This window comes from Virgisporangium aurantiacum, from assembly GCF_016863635.1.
Taxonomy (GTDB): domain Bacteria; phylum Actinomycetota; class Actinomycetes; order Mycobacteriales; family Micromonosporaceae; genus Virgisporangium; species Virgisporangium aurantiacum.
On record NZ_BOPG01000012.1, the window covers coordinates 67,432 to 88,154 of the forward strand.

General features: G+C 69.2%; 21 protein-coding genes and 1 pseudogene. 7 read left to right on the forward strand and 15 right to left on the reverse strand.

All coding sequences use genetic code 11. From position 1 onward, the window contains the following. Positions 1-52: 52 nt before the first annotated feature. From Vau01_RS09125 to Vau01_RS09145, 5 genes are read right to left on the reverse strand one after another with little or no spacing between them, the layout of a single operon-like run. On the reverse strand, positions 53-925 hold the full coding sequence (locus Vau01_RS09125) for a branched-chain amino acid ABC transporter permease (RefSeq protein ID WP_203989223.1): 873 nt from the start codon (positions 923-925) through the stop codon (positions 53-55). Continuing rightward, positions 922-2,166 carry an ABC transporter substrate-binding protein gene (locus Vau01_RS09130; protein WP_203989225.1) on the reverse strand — a complete coding sequence of 415 codons (1,245 nt, stop codon included), beginning with the start codon at positions 2,164-2,166 and terminating at the stop codon, positions 922-924. The genes Vau01_RS09125 and Vau01_RS09130 overlap by 4 nt, the downstream gene beginning before the upstream one ends. Positions 2,167-2,184: 18 nt before the next feature. Next, entirely contained in the window at positions 2,185-2,877 is a 693-nt protein-coding gene (locus tag Vau01_RS09135) for an ABC transporter ATP-binding protein (RefSeq protein ID WP_203989227.1), read from the reverse strand. Continuing rightward, positions 2,870-3,643 carry an ABC transporter ATP-binding protein gene (locus Vau01_RS09140; protein ID WP_239151448.1) on the reverse strand — a complete coding sequence of 258 codons (774 nt, stop codon included), beginning with the start codon at positions 3,641-3,643 and terminating at the stop codon, positions 2,870-2,872. The genes Vau01_RS09135 and Vau01_RS09140 overlap by 8 nt, the downstream gene beginning before the upstream one ends. Further along, complete coding sequence (locus Vau01_RS09145) at positions 3,640-5,301, reverse strand: tannase/feruloyl esterase family alpha/beta hydrolase (protein WP_203989235.1); 1,662 nt, start codon at positions 5,299-5,301, stop codon at positions 3,640-3,642. Before Vau01_RS09145 ends, Vau01_RS09140 begins: the two co-directional genes overlap by 4 nt. 222 nt (positions 5,302-5,523) lie before the next feature. Here Vau01_RS09145 and Vau01_RS09150 point away from each other — a divergent pair, with 222 nt between their 5' ends. After that, positions 5,524-7,458: a WD40 repeat domain-containing protein gene (locus Vau01_RS09150; RefSeq protein WP_203989244.1), complete on the forward strand. Its 1,935-nt coding sequence runs from the start codon at positions 5,524-5,526 to the stop codon at positions 7,456-7,458. A gap of 44 nt (positions 7,459-7,502) precedes the next feature. Here Vau01_RS09150 and Vau01_RS09155 read toward each other — a convergent pair whose 3' ends face one another. After that, positions 7,503-7,874, reverse strand: coding sequence for a response regulator (locus tag Vau01_RS09155; protein WP_239151449.1), 372 nt, complete (start codon positions 7,872-7,874; stop codon positions 7,503-7,505). A 102-nt stretch (positions 7,875-7,976) separates the two neighbouring features. On the opposite strand from Vau01_RS09155, the gene Vau01_RS09160 reads away from it, so the two are divergent. After that, a complete protein-coding gene (locus Vau01_RS09160; RefSeq protein WP_239151450.1) occupies positions 7,977-8,675 on the forward strand; it encodes a response regulator in 699 nt (232 codons plus the stop codon). A 21-nt stretch (positions 8,676-8,696) separates the two neighbouring features. On the opposite strand, the gene Vau01_RS09165 is transcribed toward Vau01_RS09160, so the two are convergent. From Vau01_RS09165 to Vau01_RS09175, 3 genes are read right to left on the reverse strand one after another with little or no spacing between them, the layout of a single operon-like run. Next, positions 8,697-9,116 (reverse strand): CBS domain-containing protein, encoded by a 420-nt coding sequence (locus Vau01_RS09165; RefSeq protein ID WP_203989252.1) that lies wholly within the window; start codon positions 9,114-9,116, stop codon positions 8,697-8,699. Further along, positions 9,109-10,401 (reverse strand): sugar ABC transporter permease, encoded by a 1,293-nt coding sequence (locus tag Vau01_RS09170; protein ID WP_203989254.1) that lies wholly within the window; start codon positions 10,399-10,401, stop codon positions 9,109-9,111. The genes Vau01_RS09165 and Vau01_RS09170 overlap by 8 nt, the downstream gene beginning before the upstream one ends. Continuing rightward, entirely contained in the window at positions 10,398-11,183 is a 786-nt protein-coding gene (locus Vau01_RS09175; RefSeq protein WP_203989256.1) for an ATP-binding cassette domain-containing protein, read from the reverse strand. The genes Vau01_RS09170 and Vau01_RS09175 overlap by 4 nt, the downstream gene beginning before the upstream one ends. 216 nt (positions 11,184-11,399) lie before the next feature. Between Vau01_RS09175 and Vau01_RS09180 the strand changes: the two genes are divergently transcribed. Beyond that, on the forward strand, positions 11,400-11,759 hold the full coding sequence (locus Vau01_RS09180) for an SPW repeat domain-containing protein (protein ID WP_203989258.1): 360 nt from the start codon (positions 11,400-11,402) through the stop codon (positions 11,757-11,759). Between the two features lie 68 nt (positions 11,760-11,827). Here the strand turns inward: Vau01_RS09180 and Vau01_RS09185 are convergent, their stop codons facing one another. The 3 genes from Vau01_RS09185 to Vau01_RS09195 all read right to left on the reverse strand — a co-directional run bounded on the left by Vau01_RS09185 (position 11,828) and on the right by Vau01_RS09195 (position 16,137). Continuing rightward, complete coding sequence (locus tag Vau01_RS09185; RefSeq protein ID WP_203989266.1) at positions 11,828-14,332, reverse strand: GAF domain-containing protein; 2,505 nt, start codon at positions 14,330-14,332, stop codon at positions 11,828-11,830. 72 nt (positions 14,333-14,404) lie between these two features. Continuing rightward, positions 14,405-14,917 carry a DUF6069 family protein gene (locus tag Vau01_RS09190; RefSeq protein ID WP_203989268.1) on the reverse strand — a complete coding sequence of 171 codons (513 nt, stop codon included), beginning with the start codon at positions 14,915-14,917 and terminating at the stop codon, positions 14,405-14,407. Between the two features lie 134 nt (positions 14,918-15,051). Then, positions 15,052-16,137, reverse strand: a complete 1,086-nt coding sequence (locus Vau01_RS09195) for a sugar ABC transporter substrate-binding protein (RefSeq protein WP_203989270.1) — start codon at positions 16,135-16,137, stop codon at positions 15,052-15,054. Between the two features lie 306 nt (positions 16,138-16,443). Between Vau01_RS09195 and Vau01_RS09200 the strand changes: the two genes are divergently transcribed. From Vau01_RS09200 to Vau01_RS64580, 3 genes and pseudogenes are all read left to right on the forward strand, one after another. Then, positions 16,444-17,883 carry an MFS transporter gene (locus Vau01_RS09200; RefSeq protein ID WP_203989272.1) on the forward strand — a complete coding sequence of 480 codons (1,440 nt, stop codon included), beginning with the start codon at positions 16,444-16,446 and terminating at the stop codon, positions 17,881-17,883. Continuing rightward, positions 17,880-18,350, forward strand: a pseudogene (locus Vau01_RS65200) (DUF475 domain-containing protein); the annotation flags it as partial. The gene Vau01_RS09200 and the pseudogene Vau01_RS65200, both read left to right, overlap by 4 nt. Positions 18,351-18,429: 79 nt before the next feature. Continuing rightward, on the forward strand, positions 18,430-18,927 hold the full coding sequence (locus Vau01_RS64580) for a DUF475 domain-containing protein (protein ID WP_275423929.1): 498 nt from the start codon (positions 18,430-18,432) through the stop codon (positions 18,925-18,927). 21 nt (positions 18,928-18,948) lie between these two features. Here the strand turns inward: Vau01_RS64580 and Vau01_RS09215 are convergent, their stop codons facing one another. Continuing rightward, positions 18,949-19,434: a YflT domain-containing protein gene (locus tag Vau01_RS09215; RefSeq protein ID WP_239151451.1), complete on the reverse strand. Its 486-nt coding sequence runs from the start codon at positions 19,432-19,434 to the stop codon at positions 18,949-18,951. A 190-nt stretch (positions 19,435-19,624) separates the two neighbouring features. Between Vau01_RS09215 and Vau01_RS09220 the strand changes: the two genes are divergently transcribed. After that, positions 19,625-19,912, forward strand: coding sequence for a hypothetical protein (locus Vau01_RS09220; protein ID WP_203989276.1), 288 nt, complete (start codon positions 19,625-19,627; stop codon positions 19,910-19,912). A gap of 195 nt (positions 19,913-20,107) precedes the next feature. Here Vau01_RS09220 and Vau01_RS09225 read toward each other — a convergent pair whose 3' ends face one another. Further along, positions 20,108-20,365, reverse strand: a complete 258-nt coding sequence (locus Vau01_RS09225) for an NAD(P)-binding domain-containing protein (RefSeq protein ID WP_203989278.1) — start codon at positions 20,363-20,365, stop codon at positions 20,108-20,110. 36 nt (positions 20,366-20,401) lie between these two features. After that, complete coding sequence (locus tag Vau01_RS65205) at positions 20,402-20,719, reverse strand: NAD(P)-binding domain-containing protein (RefSeq protein WP_203989280.1); 318 nt, start codon at positions 20,717-20,719, stop codon at positions 20,402-20,404. Positions 20,720-20,723 lie beyond the last annotated feature (4 nt).

The following is a 20,723-nucleotide window of genomic DNA, read 5'->3' on the forward strand; positions in this document are numbered from 1 at the left end:
ACCGGACGGCTGTCCGCCCGGACGACCGGGGCCTCGGTAACGACGGGGTGAGTCATGCGGTCGCCTCCTTGCGTCCGAACAAACCGGCGGGCCGGACGAGGATGATCAGCGCCATCAGGACGAAGATGAGGATCTGCGCGAACGTCGGGGCGTAGGCCTGTCCGAACGCCTCCACCAGGCCCACCAGGAAACCCGCGAGCACCGCGCCGGAGATCGACCCGAGCCCGCCGATGACCACGACCGCGAAGAGAATGATCGCGAAGTTGTTGCCCATCTCGGCGGTGATCGCCCGGAACGGTGCCGCGAGCACGCCGGCCAGGCCGGCGAGCGCGACCCCGAAACCGAAGACCGGGGTCACCCAGCGACCCACGTTGATGCCGAGGGCCCGGGCGAGGTCGGGCTTCTCGGTCGCCGCCCGCACGATCATGCCGACCCTGGTCCGCGTCATCACCAACCAGACGAGCACGCAGATCGCCACGGAGAACAGCAGGACGAACAACTGGTAGCGCGGCAGCACGACGCCGGCCAGGTCGAACCGGCCCTGAAGGGCCTTCGGAAGCCGGTACGGCAGCCCCGAGACGCCGTACCGCTGCTTGACCAACTCGACGAGGACCAGCGTGAGACCGAACGTGAGCAAGAAGTTGTAGAGCGGGTCGAGCCGGAGCAGCCATTGCACGAGCAGCCGCTCCACCGCGACGCCGAAGACGAACATCAGCACCGGAACCAGCAGCAGCGACCACCACAGCGCGAGATCGAGCGAGTCGAGCAGGACGGCCGCGGTGACCGCGCCGAGCATGTAGAACGCGCCGTGGGCGAAGTTCACCACGCCGAGGACGCCGAAGATGATCGCCAGTCCGAGGGCGGCCAGCGCGTAGAAGCTGCCGGCCGCCAGTCCCTGCACGGTGTACTGCAGGAACGCGTTCACATCGAGCAGCCCGACGCCTCAGCGGGAGGGAACGCCTTCGCCGCGGGAATCGTGGTCACGATCTCCTCGTAATCCCAGTCCTCCTTGACGTCGGCCGGCTTCTTGACCCGCACGAGGTAGGCGTCGTGGACGACGGAGTGGTCCTTGGCGCGGATCTCGCCGTTGCGCAGGAACACGTCGTTGAGCTTCTTGCCTTCGAGCTTGCCGATCACCTTGTCGGCGTCGTCGGTGCCGGCCGCCTGGACCGCCTCCAGGTACTGGGTCGCCGCGGAGTAGTTGCCGGCGTGTTCGAAGGACGGGCGGGTGCCGGTCTCGGCCTTGAACCGGTCGGCCCAGGCGCGCGACTCGGCGTCCATGTTCCAGTACCAGGCGTCGGTGAAGAGCGTGCCGGCGAACTGTTCCACGCCCAACGAGTGGATGTCGTTGATGAGCATCAGCCCCACGGCCAGCTCGATACCCTTCTCCTTCAACCCCGACTCGTTGAACTGCTTGACGAAGTTGATCAGGTCACCGCCGGCGTGCATCGTGCCGATCACGTCGGGATTGGTGCTGCCGGCCTTGGTGAGGAAGGTCGCGAAGTTCTCGTTCGGGAACGGCGTGGGAATGGTGCCCTGCACCGCGCCACCCGCCTTCTTGACCGCGTCGGTGAACGACTTGGTCATGTTCTGACCGAACTCGTAGTCGGGGTAGACGATGTTCCAGTTCTTGCCGCCGTTCTCGGTGACCGTCGTGCCGGTGCCGTTGGCGAGCATGTAGGTGTTGTAGGCCCACTGGAACGTGTACTTGTTGCATTGGGCGCCGGTCAGGGCGGTGGTCGCCGCGCTCACGTCGAGAAACAGCTTCTTGTGGTTCTTCGCCTGGGTGGCGACGGCCAGGGCGGCCGACGAGGTCGGCACGTCGAGGATGACGTCGGCCCCGCCGCGCTCGTACAGCTCCGAAGCCTTGGTGTTGGCGATGTCGGGCTTGTTCTGGTGGTCGGTCGACGTCACCTCGATCTTGTCGACGACCGCCTTGTCGCCGTACTTCTTCTTGAAGTCGGCAACGGCCATCTTGACCGCCTTGACGGTGTTGGGTCCCGACGCGTCCTTGTAGATCCCGGACTGGTCGTTGAGTACGGCCAGCACCAGCTTGTCTCCGGAGAAGTCGCCGCCCGACGCCCCGGGTCCGCCGCCGCCACAGGCGCCGAGTAGCAGTGCGGTCGTCAGGGCCGAAGCACCGGCCCACGTTCGCGTGCCCTTCATGAAGTTTCTCCCCAGTGGTCAGATGCCGAGGTGTTTCAGAAGTTCGCCCTCGCGGCGCCGGAATTCGGAGTTGTCGAGGGTCTCCACGATGCGTCCCTGGCTGAGCAGGTAGTGCCGGTCGGCCACGGTGGCCGCGAACTTGACGTTCTGCTCGATGAGCAGCACGCCGGCACCGGTGGCCTTGATTTCGCGGATGATCGTCCCGATCCGGGCCACGACCACCGGGGCGAGGCCCTCGGACGGCTCGTCCATGAGCAACAGGCGGGCACCGGTCCGCAGCGCCCGGGCGATGGCCAGCATCTGCTGCTCCCCGCCGGACAGCGTGGTACCCGACGCCTTGCGACGCTCGGCGAGTACCGGGAACGCCTCGTAGACCCGGTCCAGGGGCCAGGCCCGGTCGGAAACCGTGGGCGGGAGGAGCAGGTTCTCCTCCACCGTGAGGCTGGCGTAGATACCGCGGTCGTCCTGGACCCAGCCCATGCCGGCGCGGGCCCGCTGGTGCGCCGGCATGCGGGTGACGTCGCGGCCGAGGAACCGCACGGTGCCGCGAACCTGCGCGTGCAGGCCGATCAGGCATCGCACCGTGGTCGTCTTGCCGGCGCCGTTGCGGCCGGCCAGCGCGACGACCTCGCCCGCGCCGACGCGTACGTCCACCCCGTGCAGCGCCTGCGCCTGGCCGTACCACGCCTGGAGACCGGTGACCTCAAGCATGGTCGGCCTCGCCCAGGTAGGCGGTGATGACCCGTTCGTCGTTGCGCACCTCGTCGTAGTCACCCTCCGCCAGGACCTTGCCCTGCTGCAGCACCGTCACCCGGTCGGCCAGGCTGCCGACGACGTGCATGTTGTGGTCGACCAGCACCACCGTGCGGCCGGCCGCGATGCGGCGGACCAGCTCGATGGTGCGGTCGACGTCCTCGGTGCCCATCCCGGCCGTCGGCTCGTCGAGGAGCATCACCGGCGGGTCCAGCGCCAACGCCAGTGACAGCTCCAGCGCGCGTTTCTGCCCGTACGCGAGCAGTCCGACCGGCTTGTCCGCGAGTGGCGTCAGCCCCACCTGTCCGAGCAGTTCGTCCACGCGGACCTGATTCCTTCCCAGCAGCTTCTCCGACCGCCAGAACCGGAATCCCTGTCGGGTGGGTCCCTGCAGGGCCAGTTCCACATGCTCGCGGCTCGTCATGCTGTCGAAGAGGCTGGTGATCTGGAACGACCGGGCGACGCCCCGGCGCGCGATCTGCTCCGGCGGCCGGCCGGTGACGTCCTCCTCGAACACCGTGATGGTTCCGGACGTCGGTGCGAGGAAGCCGGTCAACAGGTTGAACAGGGTCGTCTTCCCCGCACCGTTGGGGCCCACCAGCGCGTGCACGGTTCCTTCGCGAACCTCCAGGTTCACGGAGTCGACCGCCCGAAAGCCCCGGAAAACCTTGGTCAGGGCCTGCGTGCGCACCGCGACGCGCTCGTCCGCCGTCTCCTTGCTCACAGCGAACACACGAAGCTCTGGGCGTTGTCGGGATCACCGGAGCGGTACTTCGGCCAGCGCGGGTACTCGCAGAGCGGGCGCGTTCTGCCGTTCCTGCTGTCGACAGCGACCGGCTTGACCGGGGGCCGTCCGTCGTCGACCCACCGTTCCAGGGCCGACAGCGAGTCCCAGTTGGCGGCGAACGCGGGTGCACCGAAGTTGGCGTGGTTCGCGCCCGGCACGAGGTAGTACCGCATGAACTCGTGTGTCTGTCGGGAACCCACCGTGTCGAGCACCCGCCGGTAGTAGTCGCTCGTCGAGCGGTGCGAGACCAGTTCGTCGGCGGCGCCGTGGAGAAGCAGCAGTCGTCCACCGGATCGCGCGAAGGGACGCAGGTCCGCGTTGTTGCGATCCTGGATGGTGGAGAGATAGCTGATCCGCGAAAGCCACTCCCCCGGCCGCCGTGGGTCGACGTCGAGCGAGTTGTAGCCGGGATCCCGGGTCAGGAAGTACTTCACCCACTGATCCCAGTACTGGGGCCCGAACCCGCTCGTCGCCGGCATCGGGTTGGCGGGGGGTGTGGTGCCGAACCCGAGATACGGCGTCCTCATGTCCGCGCCGGACAGGAACGGAAAGCCCGGGTAATGCCGTTCACCGCTGGCGATGCGGTACGGCCAGCCGAACGGTGTGGACGCGGCGACCACCGAGGCGAGCTGAGGATCGGACAGACATGTCGGCCCGGCATCCGCACCGTCCGGGCAGCGGAGCACCCGGGGGTCGAAGTGGCAGCCGCTCTCGTTCGAGATGATGTTGTCCTCGACACCGTCGCGTCCGTCGCATGCGGCCATCACGCTGTTGTAGAGAAGGGTCTGCTTGTCGGGCCCGGGGTATGCGCCCGGGCGGGACATCACCTGCACGAGGTAGCCGAGGTACAGGATCTCGGCCATGTTGTTCCAGGCGGGATAGGCGGAGATGATGCCGTCGAAGGCGTGCGGCCACCGTTGCGCGACGACGAGAGCCTCGCGACCACCCGTCGATCCGCCCGCGAAATAGGCGTGGCGGGCCTTCGTGCCGTAGCCGCGACGGACGAGGTACGTGGCGGCATCGTGGGTCTTCTTGAGCGCATCGCCGGCGGAGAAGTTCCGGAGCGCCTCGTCGTTCACGCCGAAGGACCCGTCCAGGGGTCCGGTGGGACCCGCCTGGTGGCCGGAGTCGCTGGCGTACGTCGCATACGCACGGGCCAACGGCGCGGGTTGGTCGGGGCGGCCGAACGGCACGTTCTGGGCGATGTCAGGGACCGTTCCGTTGTATCCGCCGCCGCCGAACATCATCGTGTCGTGGTTCCAACCGACCGGCATGCCGATGCGCAGTCTGATGTCGGGAGCGGACGGATCGATCGGAGCGAGCGCGGCCCGGACGTTGCAGTACTCGACGGTCCTGCCACTGACCACCTGGGTCACCAAGGCTGCCGACTCGACCCGGCCGCCCCTGGTCGGCAACGTGATCGCGGATGCCGGGATCTGTGTCCCCGCCAGTTCCGTGCATCTCGGGACCGCACTCCCCGCGGCGACGGTCGGTGCCGGCCCGAGGATCGCCGACGCCCCCACCAGTGCGGTGACGACGATCAGCCGGGCGGGGATTCGCCCCGATCTCTCCCGAACTCGCAGTACTCGGCTCATGGCGAAGCTCCTGACTGAGCAGGCTGTGGATAGCACGCTGTGCCGTCAGTGCCGTATATTGACGGCACTGAGTGCCATTCACTGTGCCATGGGTCACAAGAGCCCGCAAGGGTCACACGGAGGAAATGGCGGCGTCACAGCCCGCCGGCGGAGCTACGGGAACATGCCCCGCAAGCCTTGCGCCGGCCCGGTGCGCTGTGGGTTGGTTCGTACGATCTGTGGATGCGGACCGTGTGGACGACCGAACAGGGGCCTGATCCGGCGTTGCGGCACCGGTTCGCGGCCGATCAACCGGCCGCCGTCGCGGCTGCGGTCGTCGGCGGGGTGGACGTCGTGGTGACGCTGGTGTTGAACCACGAGGACTTCGACTGTCACCTCGGTGGTTTGCATGAGCGGCGTTGTCCGGAGCCGGGACTGCGGATCTGGGACCGGGCCACCGGGACGCTGATCCGGGCGGTGCCGGAATCGGAGATCTGCGACAACAGCGTGGGGTCGAACGTGCTCGTCACCGTTGCGGTCCACGGCCACGCGCTGGCCGTGGTGCAGGACTGGGCGCGACCGCCCAAGGTCGTCGACCTGGAGACGGGCCGTCGGATCGGAATCGTCGCCGGCCACGACGATGCGGTCAGCGTTCAGGGTTTCGCCGCAGTCGAGTTGGTCGACGGCCCGGCACTGGTGACCGCCGGCTGGGACGGCATCCTCCGCATGACCGGGCTGGCGACCGGACGGACCACCACGGTCGACACCGGTGAACGGCTGAACGCCGTCGCCGTAATCTCGCTTGCCGGACGCCCGGTCGCCGCTGCCGGCCGGGACGGCGTGACGCTGTGGGATCTCACCGAGGGCACGCGAGTCCGGACCCTTGCGCTGCCTGACGGCCAAGTCCCGTATCAGATCGCGAGCTGGCCGCACGACGCGATCGTCGCGGTGCTGTCCACCGAGGGCGCGATCAGCGGGTGGGACGGCACCACCGGACGTCGCCTGCCCGTCAGCCTGCGGTCCTTCCCCCGACCGGTGACGATCGCGGCCGCCACTGCCGCCGACGGGCGGCCCGTGCTGGCCGTCGACGACGGCGAAGCGGTAAACCTCTGGGACGTGCACGCCGACGCGCCGTTCGCACCGCCGTTGACAGGTCCGGTGGGATACGCCCACGTCGTCGCCGACGGTCCCGGCACACTGATCACCACGTCGGCGACCGACAACGCGGTCGCGATCTGGAACATCGACCGGGACCGGCCACCAACCGCCCCCGCGCATCGCACCAACCTGCGCTGCCTCACCGTCACTGCCGGCGGTTCCCTCGTAGCCGGCGGCGGCGACGGCACCCTGAGTCGATGGAGACTGGCCGACGGCGCACCGGAACCCGACCTCGGTCAGCTGCCCAGCAGGGTCAACGCCGTGGCCGCAGTCACCGACACGCGCGGCGGGCATGTGCTGGCCGTTGGCGGCGACCTTCACGGCGTACCGGACTCGACGCTGTACCACTGGATCGACGACGCACCCCAGGAACCGGTCACGCTCGACCACGGCGCGCAGACCGACTTCGTCGCCACCTACTCCGTCGACGGCGAAACCGCGGTCCTGACCGCCGGGAAGGGCTGCGGAAACGCGCAACTCAGACAGCTCGACACCGGCCTGCCGCTGGGCACCATCCCGCACGACTATCCGCCGTACGGGGTGGCGGTCGGGCTGTGGGCCGGCCGGCCAGCCGCCGCGGTGAACTGGATGTTCGGCCCGTTCGTCGGCTGGGATCTCACCAGCCACAGCCCCGTCTCGACCCCTGCGGCGGCCAACGTCCAGATCGGCGAAGCACCCCATGCGTGGATCGAGACCGGCACCGGCCCCGCCGTGATCACCGTGCACGACGCCCAGGTACGGATCCACGCTCTGCTCACCGGCGCCGTTGTCCACCTGCAACCCCGCCACGACGAGCCGGTGACCGCCCTCGCCGTCACCACCCATCCCGGCCGCCCCGCCGCGGTGGCGATCGCCCGCACCGACGGCACCGTGTCCGTGGTCGACCCCGCCACGAACCGCGAGACAGCCCACCTCACCCTGCCCTACCCCGCCACCGCAATGGCCTGGGCACCGGAGGACGGCCTTCTGGCCATCGCCTACCGTGACCACATCCGTTGCGTCGAGGTACCCGCTCTCTAGTCAGGCCCCGCCCGGCAGCGGCGGTTCCGGTTCGCTGGCCACGCTCATCGGCCCTCGGTGGCGACCAGTTCGCGCACCGCGCTGGCGGACAGGTCGGCCTTCCACACGAACCCGACGGCCGGGCTTGCCGCGATAAGTTCGGCGAGGTCGTCCTCGCGCCGCGTCGAGATCAACACCACCCCGGCACGGAGACCCGGGTAGCGGTCGACCAGTTGCCGCGCGAGATCGAACCCGCTCTCGGCTCCGAGCGCGACGTCGACGAGGACAACGTCCGGCCGCAGCGTGCCGGCCTTGTCCAGGGCCTCTGCCACGGTCGTCGCGGTGCCGACCACCTGTAGCCCGTCCCGCTCCAGGCTGGCCCGGGCCACGGCGAGGAAACGTTCGTTGTCGTCGACGATCAGACAGCGCTGTGCCACGTCCAGAGCATTGCAGGTGACGGCCGGTCCTGGCATTACGGTTAACTGCAATACCGGCCTCGATCCCATCGCCACCAGCGGACATAATTTGACCATGACGACATGGCTCGGCTGTCATGCCCGCAATCCGGGCTCGCCATGACCGTGGCGGAAGGACTGCGGGTTGTCCTCGCCGACGACGACATCCTCCTGCGGGAGGGCCTCGGCAGCCTGCTGCAACGCTCCGGGGTCACGGTGATCGGGCAGGCCGGTGACGCGCAGCGGCTTCTGGAACTCGTCCGCGCCACCGGGCCTGACCTCGTGGTGGTCGACATCCGGATGCCGCCCACCCACACCGTCGAAGGGCTCGACGCGGCCCGGCAGATCCGGCTGGAACGGCCGCAGACCGCGATCCTGGTGCTGTCGGCCCACGCCGAGGTCGAGCACGCGATGGAGCTGCTCGCTGGTGGCCGGGGCATCGGCTACCTGCTCAAGAGCCGGGTCAGCGACGTCGCCGACTTCGTCGACACGGTGCACCGCGTCGCCCGGGGCGGCTCGGTCGTCGATCCGGCGCTGGTGCAGGAGCTTGTCAGTGCGCGGCGACGCAACGACCCCCTGGCCGTGCTCAGCGAGCGGGAGCGTCAGGTGCTGGCGCAGATGGCCGAGGGACGCTCGAACGCTGGCATCGCCCGCCGGCTGTGGGTCACCGAAGGCACCGTCGAGAAGCACGTGCGCAGCATCCTGGCCAAGCTGCGCCTGCCGGAGACAGACGACGATCACCGGCGCGTGCTGGCCGTGATCACCTTCCTGGAGGCCCGCTGAGGGCTGCCCGTCCGACGGCGCTCAGACCGGCCGAACGTAGGCATCCGCGATGTCGAGTAGTCCCACGAGTTGACCGTCCTCGACGACCGGCAGGTGCCGGACGCCGGCCGAAGCCATGAGTGCGATGGCGTCGCCGACCGAAGTCTCCGGCCGTACGGTGATCGGCCGCCTGCCGCCGAGCTCCTCGACCCGCGCTTCGTTGACGTCCATACCGTCGGCCACCGCTTGCGCGATGTCTGTCACGGTGACGATCCCGATGGGTCGCCGGCTCTCATCATCGGCGGTGACCACGAGTGCGGTCTGGTGCGCCCGCCGCATCAGATACGCCGCCGCGGCGATGTGAGCCCGCCGACCGACGGAGATCACCACCGGCCGCATCGCGTCGCGCACGATCGGCGGCCGGTGCCGTGGATCAGTTGCGGAGCCAGGTGTCTCATCCATGGTGGGCCTGTACACGTCGGACGGCGGCGTCGAATCCGGCGGCCAGCAGCAGCACCGCGCCGGTGACGATCCACTCGTAGCCGGCGGAGTTGGCACCCTGGATGAGGTCACTCATCCCGTTGATGATGACCGCCACGACGAGGCCACCCAGCACCGCGTCGACGACGCGGCCCCGACCGCCGAACAGCGACGTACCGCCGATGACGGCCGCGCCGACGGCCAGCAGCAGCGTGTTGCCCGCGCCGGCGTTGGATTGCACCGACTGCAGCAGGGACGTCGCGACGAGACCGGAGACGGCCGCCATGCCGGAACAGATGACGAAGACCGAGGTCCGGATGCGGGACACGACGATGCCGGCCCGCCGCGCCGCCTCCTCGTTGCCGCCGACCGCGTACACGTGCCGGCCGTAGCGGGTGCGGGACAGCAAGAAATGCCACCCGACGTACAGGACCGCCAGCAGCGGCACGACCCACGGCATGCCCTGCGCCTTGCTGTGGAAGAACGCGTTCGAACTCAGGTTCCGGTTGACGCCCATGACATAGGTGAACGCCGAACCCACCACCGTCACCACGACGATCTTCGTAGCGATCACCGGGAACGGCACCGCGGGCAGGCCGGCCCGACGGCGCCGGACCGCGTCGTTCACCTTCACCGCGGCATAGCCCGCGACGAACACAGCGAGAAAGACCCAACCGAGCCACAGCGGCACGAACCGGTTCTCCAGGAACACCAGCGGCGAGTTCCTGGGCAGGTTCACCGAACCCTGGCTGCCGACGAGGATGAGCGTGACCCCCTGGAACGCCAGAAAGGTCGCGAGCGTAATCACGAAGGACGGTACGCCGAGCCGCGCGCGCAACGTCCCGATGCCCAGACCGATGGCGACACCCACCACCAGCGCGGCGATGATCCCCAACCACCACGACACGCCGTGCCGCAGCATCAGCACGGCCATGATGGTCGAGCACAGGCCGCCGGTGGTGCCGGCCGACAGGTCGATCTCGCCGAGCAGGAGCACGGCGACCAGGCCCATCGCCATGACGATGATCGGCGCCGCCTGGATCACCAGCGCCTCGATGTTGTACGCGCTCACGAAACCCGGGTGCACCACGGCGAAAACCGCTGTGACGACGACCAGGCCGGCCAGCGCCGGGATCGAACCCAGCTCGCCGCCCCGCACCCGACCGAGGTAGCCGCGGACGTACCCGCCCAGCGTGGCACCCCATCCGGCCGGCTGCGGACGGTTCGGCTCGTCCCGCTCGACGATCTCGTCGACCGGCGCGCTCATATTCCTGCCCCCCATGACTCGGTGGGCGAGAGCCCGAGGCTTCCCGAGCGACCGGCCGTGATCAGCTCGACCACCTGCGTCTGCGTCACGTCCTCGCGCCTGACCTGCGCGGCCATCCGGCCCAGGTACAGCACCACGATCGAGTCGGCGACGCTCAGGACGTCGTTCATGTTGTGCGAAACCATGAGCACGGCCACGCCCTGACCGGCGAGCCGGCGGACCAGTCCGAGCACCTGTTCCGTCTGGGCGACACCGAGCGCGGCCGTGGGCTCGTCGAGGATGACGACCGTCGACTTCCACAGCAGCGACTTGGCGATCGCCACTGTCTGGCGCTGGCCCCCGGAGAGGCTCGCCACGACCTGGCGAACGGATCGGACCGTGCGGACGGACAAGGCGTCCAACGCCTGCCTCGCCTGCTGCTCCATGGTGTTCTCGTCGAGCGTGCCCAAGCCGGTGACCTCCTCCCGGCCGAGGAACATGTTGTCGACGATGTCGAGGTTGTCGCACAGGGCGAGGTCCTGGTAGACGATCTCGACACCGAGCCGGGCCGCGTCGCGCGGGCCGCCGATGACCTGCGGGGTGCCGTCGAAGATGAACTCCCCCGCGTCGACGCGGTGGATTCCGCCGATGCACTTGACGAGCGTCGACTTGCCGGCCCCGTTGTCGCCGACCAGTGCGGTCACCTCGCCCGCGTTCGCGGTGAGACCGACCGACGACAACACATGCACCGGGCCGAAGGACTTGTCGACGCCTCGAAGTTCGAGGGTTGCGGTTGGGGACATGCCGCCAGCCTCGCGCTGGCACCGCGGGTGCCGCATCACCGCCAGCGACACCCGTATCTGGTGGCTGTCCGCCATCGCGGTACTCCGGCTGGCTGGTACCGGATATGGGCGCCCGCCATGACGACGGCGGCCCGGAAGTCGGCAAGGTTGGCTGGTATGGGAAGTGCGGGTCCGCGCAATGCGGCGCGGATCTCAGCGAGAAAGGTTGGGGTCGTCATGAGGAAATGGACCCGTTGGCAGGACTGGGTGGCGCTCGTCGCGGGTGTGTACGCGATCCTGGCGCCGATCTGGACCACCACCGTCACCGCGGCCACCGGAACGCTGATCCTGCTCGGCTTCGTCACCGCGCTCGCCGCGGTGCTCTCGCTCGCCGAACCGGGCATCGTTGCTGTCGAGTGGTTCAGGGCGACGCTCGGCGTGGTCGTCTTCGTTTCACCGTGGGTGGTGAATTTCCACTCCACCACCGGCATGGCGTGGACGGCGTGGATCGTCGGCGCGGTGTCGTTCGTCGCGAGCCTGCTGGCCGTGCCGGAAAGCAACAAGGCGCACCGCGGTCTCCTGGCCGCACCGCACTGATCCGGACGGGGTAGCAAACACACCGGTGCCCGGCGGCGGCGCGAGCCACCCGCCGGGCCTGTTTCCGTTCAAACCGCCCGTCGCGGAAGCGACACCTCTATCAACGTGCCCTCGCCGGGCGGGCTGCTCACATCGATCGATCCACCGAGGGCTTCGACGCGGTCGCGCAGCCCGGTAAGGCCCGAGCCGCGCCGTGCATCCGCTCCACCGGAACCGTCGTCGCGTACGGAAAGCCACAGTCCGTGGTCGCGCTCCTCGACAACGACCTCGACATAGGACGCCGCCGCATGTTTGGTGGTATTGGTGATCGCTTCGGACACGACGTAGTACGCCGCCACCTCCAACGGCTCCTGGAATCTCGCCCGGGCGCGGACGTCCACCTCCACCGGTAGACCAGCGCGCCTGGCGAGGGTACGAAGCGCCGGGCCGAGCCCACCCTCGGAGAGAATCGCCGGGTGGATCCCGCGGGAGAGCTCGCGCAGTTCGTCGAGTGCCCCGGTCACGTCGTGCGCGACCCGCCCGAGGTCCGCCCGAAGCTGGGGCAGATCGCCCGGTACCGCTCCCTGCGCGTGGCGCAGTTCGAGCGCCAGCGACACCAGCCGCTGCTGCGCCCCGTCATGCAGGTCGCGTTCGAACCGGCGCCGGGCCGCGTCACCCGCCGCGATGACCCGCGCCCGCGAGGCCGCCAACTCGGTTCGGCTCTCGGTGTTGGCAATGGCGATGGCGACGATTTCGGTGAAGTCGACCATCCGCTGTTCCGTGTCGGCGGGAAGCGGCCCGGATCGCGACCCGACGGTGATCGCGCCCCACAGGCGTGCCCCGACGACGATCGGACCCGCCACCGTGCTCACGATCTTCTCGCGGTGGGCGATGTCGGACAGCCGAGCCCCGTCGCCGGCGGACGGCTCGGACAGGTCGAGCCGGGCCGAACGACCCGTCTGCCGGACCAGTGCGACGGATGACGGTGGCTCGGGCTTCCACCGCACGAGATCCTTGTGCGGGTCGGTGTCGAGCCACCCGCGCCCACCCATGTACGTCGTCGTGCCGTCCGCCTCGAACCGGGCGATCGCCGTCAGGTCCGCCCGGACGAGCTCGCCGATTTCGTCGGCCACCACGCTGAAGACGCGTTCCGGCGGCGCTCCCCGAGCGGCCAGCGTCGCCACCCGCCGCAGGGCCGACTGCTCGTCGGCCATCCGTCGCAGTTCGGCGCGGGCCTGCGCGTTGGTGACGGCGGTGATGATCAGGTCGATGAACGCCGCCATGTGCTGCTCGACGTCGGCGGGGAAGCGCTCGCCGCGCGTGCCCACACCGAGTGCGCCCCAGATCCGCCCGCCGACGATGACCGGCACGGCGACCGACGACCGGATCCCGGTCTGGCGGATCACCTCCGCGAACCTGCCCTGTAGCCCGTCGTAATCGTCACGACGTGCCGGGCGCCCGGTTTCCAGGACCTCCGCCAGCGCCAGTTCGGGATCGAGCGTCCATCGACCGCCCACGGAGACCCTGTCCGGATTTTCACCGGCCTGGGCCATGATCGTGACCATGCCACTGCCTGAGTCACGGCCGGACCTGACGACCACCGTCACGTCGGCGGTGACCAGGCGGTGTATCTCCTCGACAACCGTGGCGAAGACCTCGGCCGGCGGCACCTCGCGGGCCACTTGGGTGGCGACGCGGCGCAGCGCGGCCTGCTCCTCCAGCAACTGGGTGATCTCCGCCCTGCTCTGCGCGTTCGCGATCGCCGTGGCGACCAGTTCGGTGAACTCGGTGATCTGTGACTCCGTACCGGTTGGGAACGAATTCTCGCTCTTCGACGAGGCGGCGATGACACCCCACAGGTGCCCGTCGACCATGATCGGACAGCCGACCGAGGAGCGGATACCCAACTCGTGTGCCTCGACCGCGATCGCGCCCGTGGCGTCGACGAAACTGTCCACCCGGACCGGTCCCCTGGTTTGCCGCACCTGCCGGGCGATGCTGACACCGTCGAGGGCGAAACGCGTGCCGACAGCCAGCTGAACGGGCACCCGGCTCCACGCGCCGACACCCGTGACCGATCCGTCCTCGCCGTAGCATTCCATCCGGGCCAGATCGGCACCGCAGAGCGTGCCGACCTCCCGGGTGACGGCCTCGAACACCGTCGATGACGGGGCGGTCTGCGCCACCAGCGTCGCCACCCGCCGTAGCGCCGCCTGCTCCTCCGTCAGGCGGGCCGACTCCCGGGCCGCCCGCCGTAACCGCGCCGCGAGGTTGCCCACGACCACCGCGGTGAGGACGAAGACACCCAGAGCCACGATGTTCCGGCGCTCCGCGACCCACCAGACGTTGCGGGGCGGAAGGAAGACGAACCCGAACACGACCGTGCTCAGTACCGCGACCACCGCGGCCGGCCCCGCCCCCCACCGGACCGCGACCGGGAGGACCGCGAGCATGTACAGCACCAGAAGGCTGAGCGACGGCAGTTCCGGCTGCAGAACAGCGATCACGACGGTGACCCCGCCGCCCATGGCGACGCCGGCCACCAGCCCGCTCAGCCAACGCGCGGCCGACGGCGTCATCGGCAGGCGGGCCACGTCACCGGTCCCTTGCCGAGATAAGGACGCACTTCCCCAGCATCGCAGGCCGTCCCCGCGACAACAATCCAGCTAGCCGGTACGCCAGGTCCCGGTCCCGACCGGCCGTCTCCTGGCAGCGGACGCCGCGCCCGACACCAGACTGCCGATCGCCAGCCCGATCACGAGGCGGATCACCGCGGTCGCCAGCAGTACCGGCAGCGATCCGCTGGACAGGAACGGCAGCACCACCGCGGCGGCCGTGACCAGTCCGACGATCCAACCGAAGTACGCCAACGGTCGCGGTGTGGAGAGCAGGAGCAGGTGAACCAGGCCCGTAGCGGCCAAGGCAGCGACCGCCGCGACGACACACAGCCGTACGGTGTCGACGTCGCCGAACGCACCGGCCGTCCGCGGGGCCAGGAGCGCGACCCGGAAGACCACCCGGGCGATGAGAACACCGACCAGGCCGGTCAGGCCGGCGACCACGGCGGCGGCCAACCCGCCGGACCACAGGCGGACCGCGTTCACCGACCGCCCGTTGTCGAAAGGACCGTCCGGACCGTCGGGCAGACGGTACGGGTCCTTGTAGTAATCGGAGGTCATGTCGCGATCCTCCTCGTCCCCCACGGACCGACGTATCGGCGACCGTGGATCATCGTGACGCCTGATGGGCCTGACGTACCGCCGGGTCCGCCCGCCGCAGCGCGGACGGACCCCGTCGGGCGTAGGGTCGCCCGCTACTTGTTGGTTATGCCGTTGGCAGCGCAGAGCTGCTGCGTCGCGGCCGTCGGACAGACGGCGGCGTACGTCACGTAGCCGTCGTTGACCGGCGTGGCGACGTTGGCCTTGGTGATGACCGTCGGGGTGGCCAGGAACGAGGGGACCTCGCGGCCGTTGGTCGGGTCCTTGGTGGTCGCGGGGGCGGTCACCTTCTGCCCGGCGAGGATCTGGCTCGCCAGCTTGACCGCCGCGTCCGCCTCCCCGGCAACCGGCTTGTAGACCGTGAAGCACTGCGTGCCGGCCATGATGTTGTCCAGGCCGCCGGCGGTCGCGTCCTGGCCGGAAACCGCCACCTTGCCCGCCAGGTTCTGGGATTCCAGCACGTTGAGGACCGACTGCGCCATCGTGTCGTTGGCCACCATGACGGCGTTGACGTCGGGGTGTTGGCCGAGCATGGTGGTGAACACGGTCTGCGCGGTGGCGGCGTCCCAGTTGCCGCTCTGGTCAGCGAGCTTGCTCCAACCCGACTGCTTCGACAGCACCGAGTTGTAGCCCTGGGCGAACTGGGCGGCGTTGTTGTCGGTGGCCGCGCCGTCGATCTCGACGTAGTTGACGCTCGCCTTGCCCGTCACCTGCGGGCATTGCGTGAGTGCCGTGCCCTGGTCGACGCCCACCTGAACGTTGTCGTAGGAAACGTAGTACGACGCGCTGCCGCCGGACGTCAGCCGGTCGTAGTCGACGGTGACGACGTTGTGCTGCCTGGCGAGGCTCTGGATCGCCGCGCCCGAGCCCGGATCGAGGTTCACGAGCAGCAGGACCCCGATACCGTCGTTGATCATTGACTGCGCCTGCGCCTGCTGCGTCGTCGCGCTGCCGTTCGCGTTGTCCACCAGGCAGGTCAGCTTGTACGCCTTGCATTGCTTGTTGATTTCGTTGGGATCGGCCGACACCCAGCGGGGCGAGGACGCGGTGTCCGGCAACAGAACGCCGACCTTGTTGTTGGTGGGCGCGGACTTGCCGTTGCCCCCGCATGCGGTCAGCCCCGCCACCAGCATGGCGGCGACGCCGATCATCGCGACGACCCTTCGAGAGGTGCTTCGCATCGGTGCTTCCTTCCTGATCCGTTGCGTTCCGCGGGCCTTCCGCGCGTGGCGTTGTGTCCGCCAGCCTCGCGCCCGACGGGGCGGCGTCGCATCACGGCCAGCACGCCGTTCGAAGGAGCAGCAGCAGGAATGCGCGCCTACCCGCTAGCTGCAATCGCTGCGGGGGTGTCGTCGTCGACTCGAAGATTCCGGCCAGCCGGGGGCGGCAACGGCCGCTGGCCGGGGCGACGGGACACGGTCGCGTCGCGAAGCTGGACGGGCCGGCCGCGCCGAACGTGGTTCGGCGAGCCACGGAAGGAGACCGAGATGAGCGATGCGGCCGATCCGCGGCGCTGGCGGGCGTTGATGGTCAGCCAGATCGCCGCCTTCATGAGCCTGCTCGACGTGAGCATCGTCAACGTCGCGCTGCCCTCGATAGAACGGGATCTGGGCGCGTCGGCCGCGACGGCGCAGTGGGTGGTGTCCGGATATGCGTTGGCCTTCGGGCTGGTGCTGGTCGCGGCCGGTCGGCTCGGGGACGCGTTCGGCCGGCGGCGCATGTTCCTGGTCGCGTTGTCGGCGTTCGTGCTGACCAGCGTGCTGTCCGGCGCGGCGCCGAGCATCGGCCTGCTGATCGGGGCCCGGCTGCTGCAGGGTGTCGCGGGCGGCCTGCTGATCCCGCAGAACTCGGGCCTGATCCAGGACCTGTTCCGCGGCGCCGAACGGGGCCGGGCCTTCGGGATCATGGGCGCGACGGTCGGCCTGTCCACCGCGACAGGTCCCGTGGTCGGTGGCCTGATCCTGAGCGCGTTCACCGGTCCCGACGGCTGGCGGTGGATCTTCTACGTGAACATCCCGATCGGTCTCGTCGGTCTGGTTCTCGCCGCGCGGTTGCTGCCACGGACCGCGGCCCGCCGCGACGCCCACCGCACGCACCTGGACCTCGTCGGCTCGCTGTTGCTCGGCGGCGGCGTGCTCGCCCTTCTCCTGCCGGTGGTGCATGGCGAGACCGGGAGCCTGGGTGGGTGGTGGCCGCTGTTCGCCGTCGCGGTGGCGATGCTCTTCGCGTTCGTCCGGTGGGAGGCGCGGACGATCCGGCGGGGGCGGCAACCGCTGATCGACCCGCAGTTGGCGCACACACCGGGCTATGCCACCGGATCCGGCATCGGCCTGCTCTACTTCGTCGGGTTCACGGGGATCTGGCTGGTGCTTGCGCTGTTCTTCCAGGACGGGCTGGGCTATCCGCCGCTGCACTCGGGCCTGGCGGTGACGCCGTTCGCGCTCGGCGCGGCGGCCTCAGCGGCGGTCGCCGGCCGCCTCGTGTCCCGGGTCGGCCGCTGGCTGACCGTGTACGGGCTCACCGCGGTCATCGTCGGACTGCTCGCCACCGCGCTGGCACTGGCTCACGTCGGCGGCACCGCGGCAGCATGGGCCGCGGCGGTGCCGTTGCTGCTGGCCGGCGTCGGTGGCGGCATGGTCACCTCACCGAACCTCACGCTGAGCCTGCAGAACGTACCGGTCCGGATGGCCGGCGTGGCCGGTGGCGCGCTGCAGACAGCGCAACGCATCGGCGCCGCCGTCGGCACCGCGGTCCTGGCCACGATCTTCTACCGGATCCTCGCCACGACCGGCCATCGGTATCCCGACGCGATCTCGCGCACCCTGCTGTGCGCGGCCGGATTCATGGCCCTGGCTCTGCTGGTGGCCCTCGCCGACGCGCTGCGACAGCCGTCCGGGGCGGAGTCACGTGCCGCCGTGACCGGATGAAGACGCTTGTGCGGGCATTCCGGTGGTCATTCCTGACCACGACGATCGGGCTGGCCGGTGCGCTGCTGTACGGCGGCTGGTCGGTCGTCGTGCTCGTGGTCATCCTGTCGATCCTGGAGATCTCGTTCTCCTTCGACAACGCGGTGATGAACGCGACGGTCCTGCGCCGGATGTCGAAGCGCTGGCAGACCCTGTTCCTCACCGTCGGCATCGTGATCGCCGTGCTGGGGATGCGTCTGGTCTTCCCACTGCTCCTGGTGACCATCACCGCCGGTATCAGCCCTACCCACGCGCTCGACCTGGCGGTCAACCATCCGGATCGGTATCAGCTCCTGCTACAGGACGCACGCCCCTCGATCGCCGCCTTCGGCGGCGTCTTCCTGCTCATGATCTTCCTCGACTTCGTGTTCGAGGAGCGGGACACCCGCTGGCTACGCCCGATCGAGACAGCTCTGATCAGGATCGGTCGGCTGGATCAGCTCTCGGTCGTAGTCGCGTTGATCGCTCTCGTGGCGGCCGCGGAAACTGGCGCCGGACGCCCGGACCGTGCTGGTGTCGGGTGTCCTGGGCATGGCCACGTACCTGCTGGTCAACGGGCTGGGCGCGCTGTTCGAGACCAGCGGTGCCGACACCGCCGGCGACAAGCCGAAACGGGACGGCCGAGCGGCCTTCTTCCTGTTCCTCTACCTGGAGGTGTTGGACGCCTCGTTCAGCTTCGACGGCGTCATCGGCGCCTTCGCCATCACGCAGAACATCTTCGTCATCGCGCTCGGGCTCGGCATCGGCGCGATGTACGTCCGGTCGATCACGGTCTACCTGGTCAACCGCGGAACGCTGGACGAGTACGTGTACCTCGAACACGGTGCGCACTGGGCCATCGGCGCTCTCGCCGTCATCCTGCTCGTCAGCATGGAATACCACGTCCCGGAGACGGTCACCGGTCTGATCGGCGTAGTGTTCATCGCCGCCTCGGCCCTCAGCTCGATCCGCCGCAACCGGACACTGGCCCGCGAGGAGTCGGCCACACTCCGCTCGCGAGGTTGACCGGGCCGCGCAGCGGACCGGTCACCGTGACCGGGCAAGCATCTGCTGGGCCAGTTCCGCCCACGCGTCGACGACGGTCAGTTCGTACCTGTCCGCAACCAGGCCACGGGCCGACGCGAAGTCGCGCCTCCCCCGCAACGCCCGGTGCGCGACGAACCCGAATACCGCACCCCATATCCCGCCGATCAGAACGCCGCCGAGGATGAGGCCGAGCCAGATCGGCGTCGGCGTAAACAGCCCGACGAGCAACCCGATGAACAGGCCGAACCAGGCACCGGTGCCGGCACCTGCCCACGCGGCGCCGGCGGTGGTCAGCCGGCCGGACACCCGCTCGACGAGCCGCAACTCACGGCCGACGATGTCGGTGTACTGGACCGGAAAGCCCTCATCGGACAGTCGGTCGACCGTGCGCTCCGCTTCTGCGTAGCTGCCAAAGGTGGCGACGACCGTCCGACCAGCGCCGCTGTAGCTGTCAACGAATCCGTTTGTCACGCTGTCGATTCCCATGATCCCTCCATCGGGTCGAGAGTGTGGCCATCTGTCCCTCGACCATCCGGCTGGACGGGCCGGCCGACATCACCGCCAGCGGCAATTGTCTTTCCAGGCAAGCCGTGCCGCGCCTGTACCCGCTGGCTGGCGCTGAAGTTGGGCGCTGGCCACAATGGCACCTGCGCGTCAGAAGTCGATAGTCCGAAGTATGGAGAGTGTGAACGGCAACGCCGGAGAACCCGCGGAGAACACCGTCGCGATGAAGGAAATCGCTGCATTCGAATCGGCGATACTTACCGACCTCGAACACCTCAGCGAGATTGTCGCCCCCAGAGCCCGCCCGAGGACCATACATGACTGTGCGGAACTGATCGCCGTCTCGACGTTCGACTTCGTGACCACGCCGATCGATGCCATCGTCGACGGCCTCACCGCAAGGACGTCAAAAAACCGAGGTCGTCGACCCCACCCGCGAGGCGGCCCGCTCCCGGGATGAGCGGGAGTCCGGGCCCGCCACGACACTCCGGCGGCCGTCGGGCTGGTCGGGCGCGCCTGACCCGAGGCGGGCGGCGACGCCCGCGACGGTCCCGCACGGCCACGCCGCCGAAGCGACCGTGAGCCGGGTCCGGCCAGCGAACGCCCCGGTTGGCGAAGGTGTTGGACACCTCCTTGCGGCGCGGTTGCCGGGTTCCTACTCCAGTGCGAGGCGGGCGACGCTGATGTTCTCGCGGCCGTTGCCGGCGGCAACAGCGGCGTGCCATTGTGCTGATAGCGCGGCCAGCAGCGGCGGGACGTCGCCAGGCGCGGCCCCGATTGCCAGGTCCACGTCCTTGAGCGCCCACTCCAGCGGAAACTCGGCCGCGAAGTCGCGCCGATCCATCTTGTGGAACTTGGCGACGGCCGCCGGTGCGTCGAGTGGCCCGCCCTCGACGTTGACGACCAGCTTCATCCGGCTGCCCTGGCCCGCCTCACCGAGCCACACGGTCTACGGCCGAGGACGTCGAACACCGGGCGCACCACGTCGGTCGCCACGGTCGGACCCGACGCCACACCGTTGCGCGGCCAGCCGGTCCCTCACGCGCACAGTCGCCTCGACGCCGATCGTGCCCATCTGCACCCATACGCATCCGTCGGCGAACGCGCCAGTTATGTCACTGTCGAAGATGACCGAATCCAGTACGTCGGCGGTGGGCAGCATCGTGATCACCACCGCGGCGGCAGCGGGCCGTGGCGGTCGGTCATGTCCGGAACCACGGTGCGCCAGGTTTCGCGTAGCGTGGCGATCACGAGTTCTCCTCCTCAAATGG

Coding starts and splice junctions, on each gene's coding strand:
- Vau01_RS09130 (WP_203989225.1), bottom strand. CDS start 2,166: ATGAAGGGCACGCGAACGTGGGCCGGTGCTTCGGCCCTGACGACCGCA.
- Vau01_RS09135 (WP_203989227.1), bottom strand. CDS start 2,877: ATGCTTGAGGTCACCGGTCTCCAGGCGTGGTACGGCCAGGCGCAGGCG.
- Vau01_RS09145 (WP_203989235.1), bottom strand. CDS start 5,301: ATGAGCCGAGTACTGCGAGTTCGGGAGAGATCGGGGCGAATCCCCGCC.
- Vau01_RS09150 (WP_203989244.1), top strand. CDS start 5,524: ATGCGGACCGTGTGGACGACCGAACAGGGGCCTGATCCGGCGTTGCGG.
- Vau01_RS09160 (WP_239151450.1), top strand. CDS start 7,977: ATGGCTCGGCTGTCATGCCCGCAATCCGGGCTCGCCATGACCGTGGCG.
- Vau01_RS09165 (WP_203989252.1), bottom strand. CDS start 9,116: ATGGATGAGACACCTGGCTCCGCAACTGATCCACGGCACCGGCCGCCG.
- Vau01_RS09170 (WP_203989254.1), bottom strand. CDS start 10,401: ATGAGCGCGCCGGTCGACGAGATCGTCGAGCGGGACGAGCCGAACCGT.
- Vau01_RS09175 (WP_203989256.1), bottom strand. CDS start 11,183: ATGTCCCCAACCGCAACCCTCGAACTTCGAGGCGTCGACAAGTCCTTC.
- Vau01_RS09180 (WP_203989258.1), top strand. CDS start 11,400: ATGAGGAAATGGACCCGTTGGCAGGACTGGGTGGCGCTCGTCGCGGGT.
- Vau01_RS09190 (WP_203989268.1), bottom strand. CDS start 14,917: ATGACCTCCGATTACTACAAGGACCCGTACCGTCTGCCCGACGGTCCG.
- Vau01_RS09195 (WP_203989270.1), bottom strand. CDS start 16,137: ATGCGAAGCACCTCTCGAAGGGTCGTCGCGATGATCGGCGTCGCCGCC.
- Vau01_RS09200 (WP_203989272.1), top strand. CDS start 16,444: ATGAGCGATGCGGCCGATCCGCGGCGCTGGCGGGCGTTGATGGTCAGC.
- Vau01_RS09215 (WP_239151451.1), bottom strand. CDS start 19,434: ATGGGAATCGACAGCGTGACAAACGGATTCGTTGACAGCTACAGCGGC.
- Vau01_RS09220 (WP_203989276.1), top strand. CDS start 19,625: ATGGAGAGTGTGAACGGCAACGCCGGAGAACCCGCGGAGAACACCGTC.
- Vau01_RS09225 (WP_203989278.1), bottom strand. CDS start 20,365: ATGAAGCTGGTCGTCAACGTCGAGGGCGGGCCACTCGACGCACCGGCG.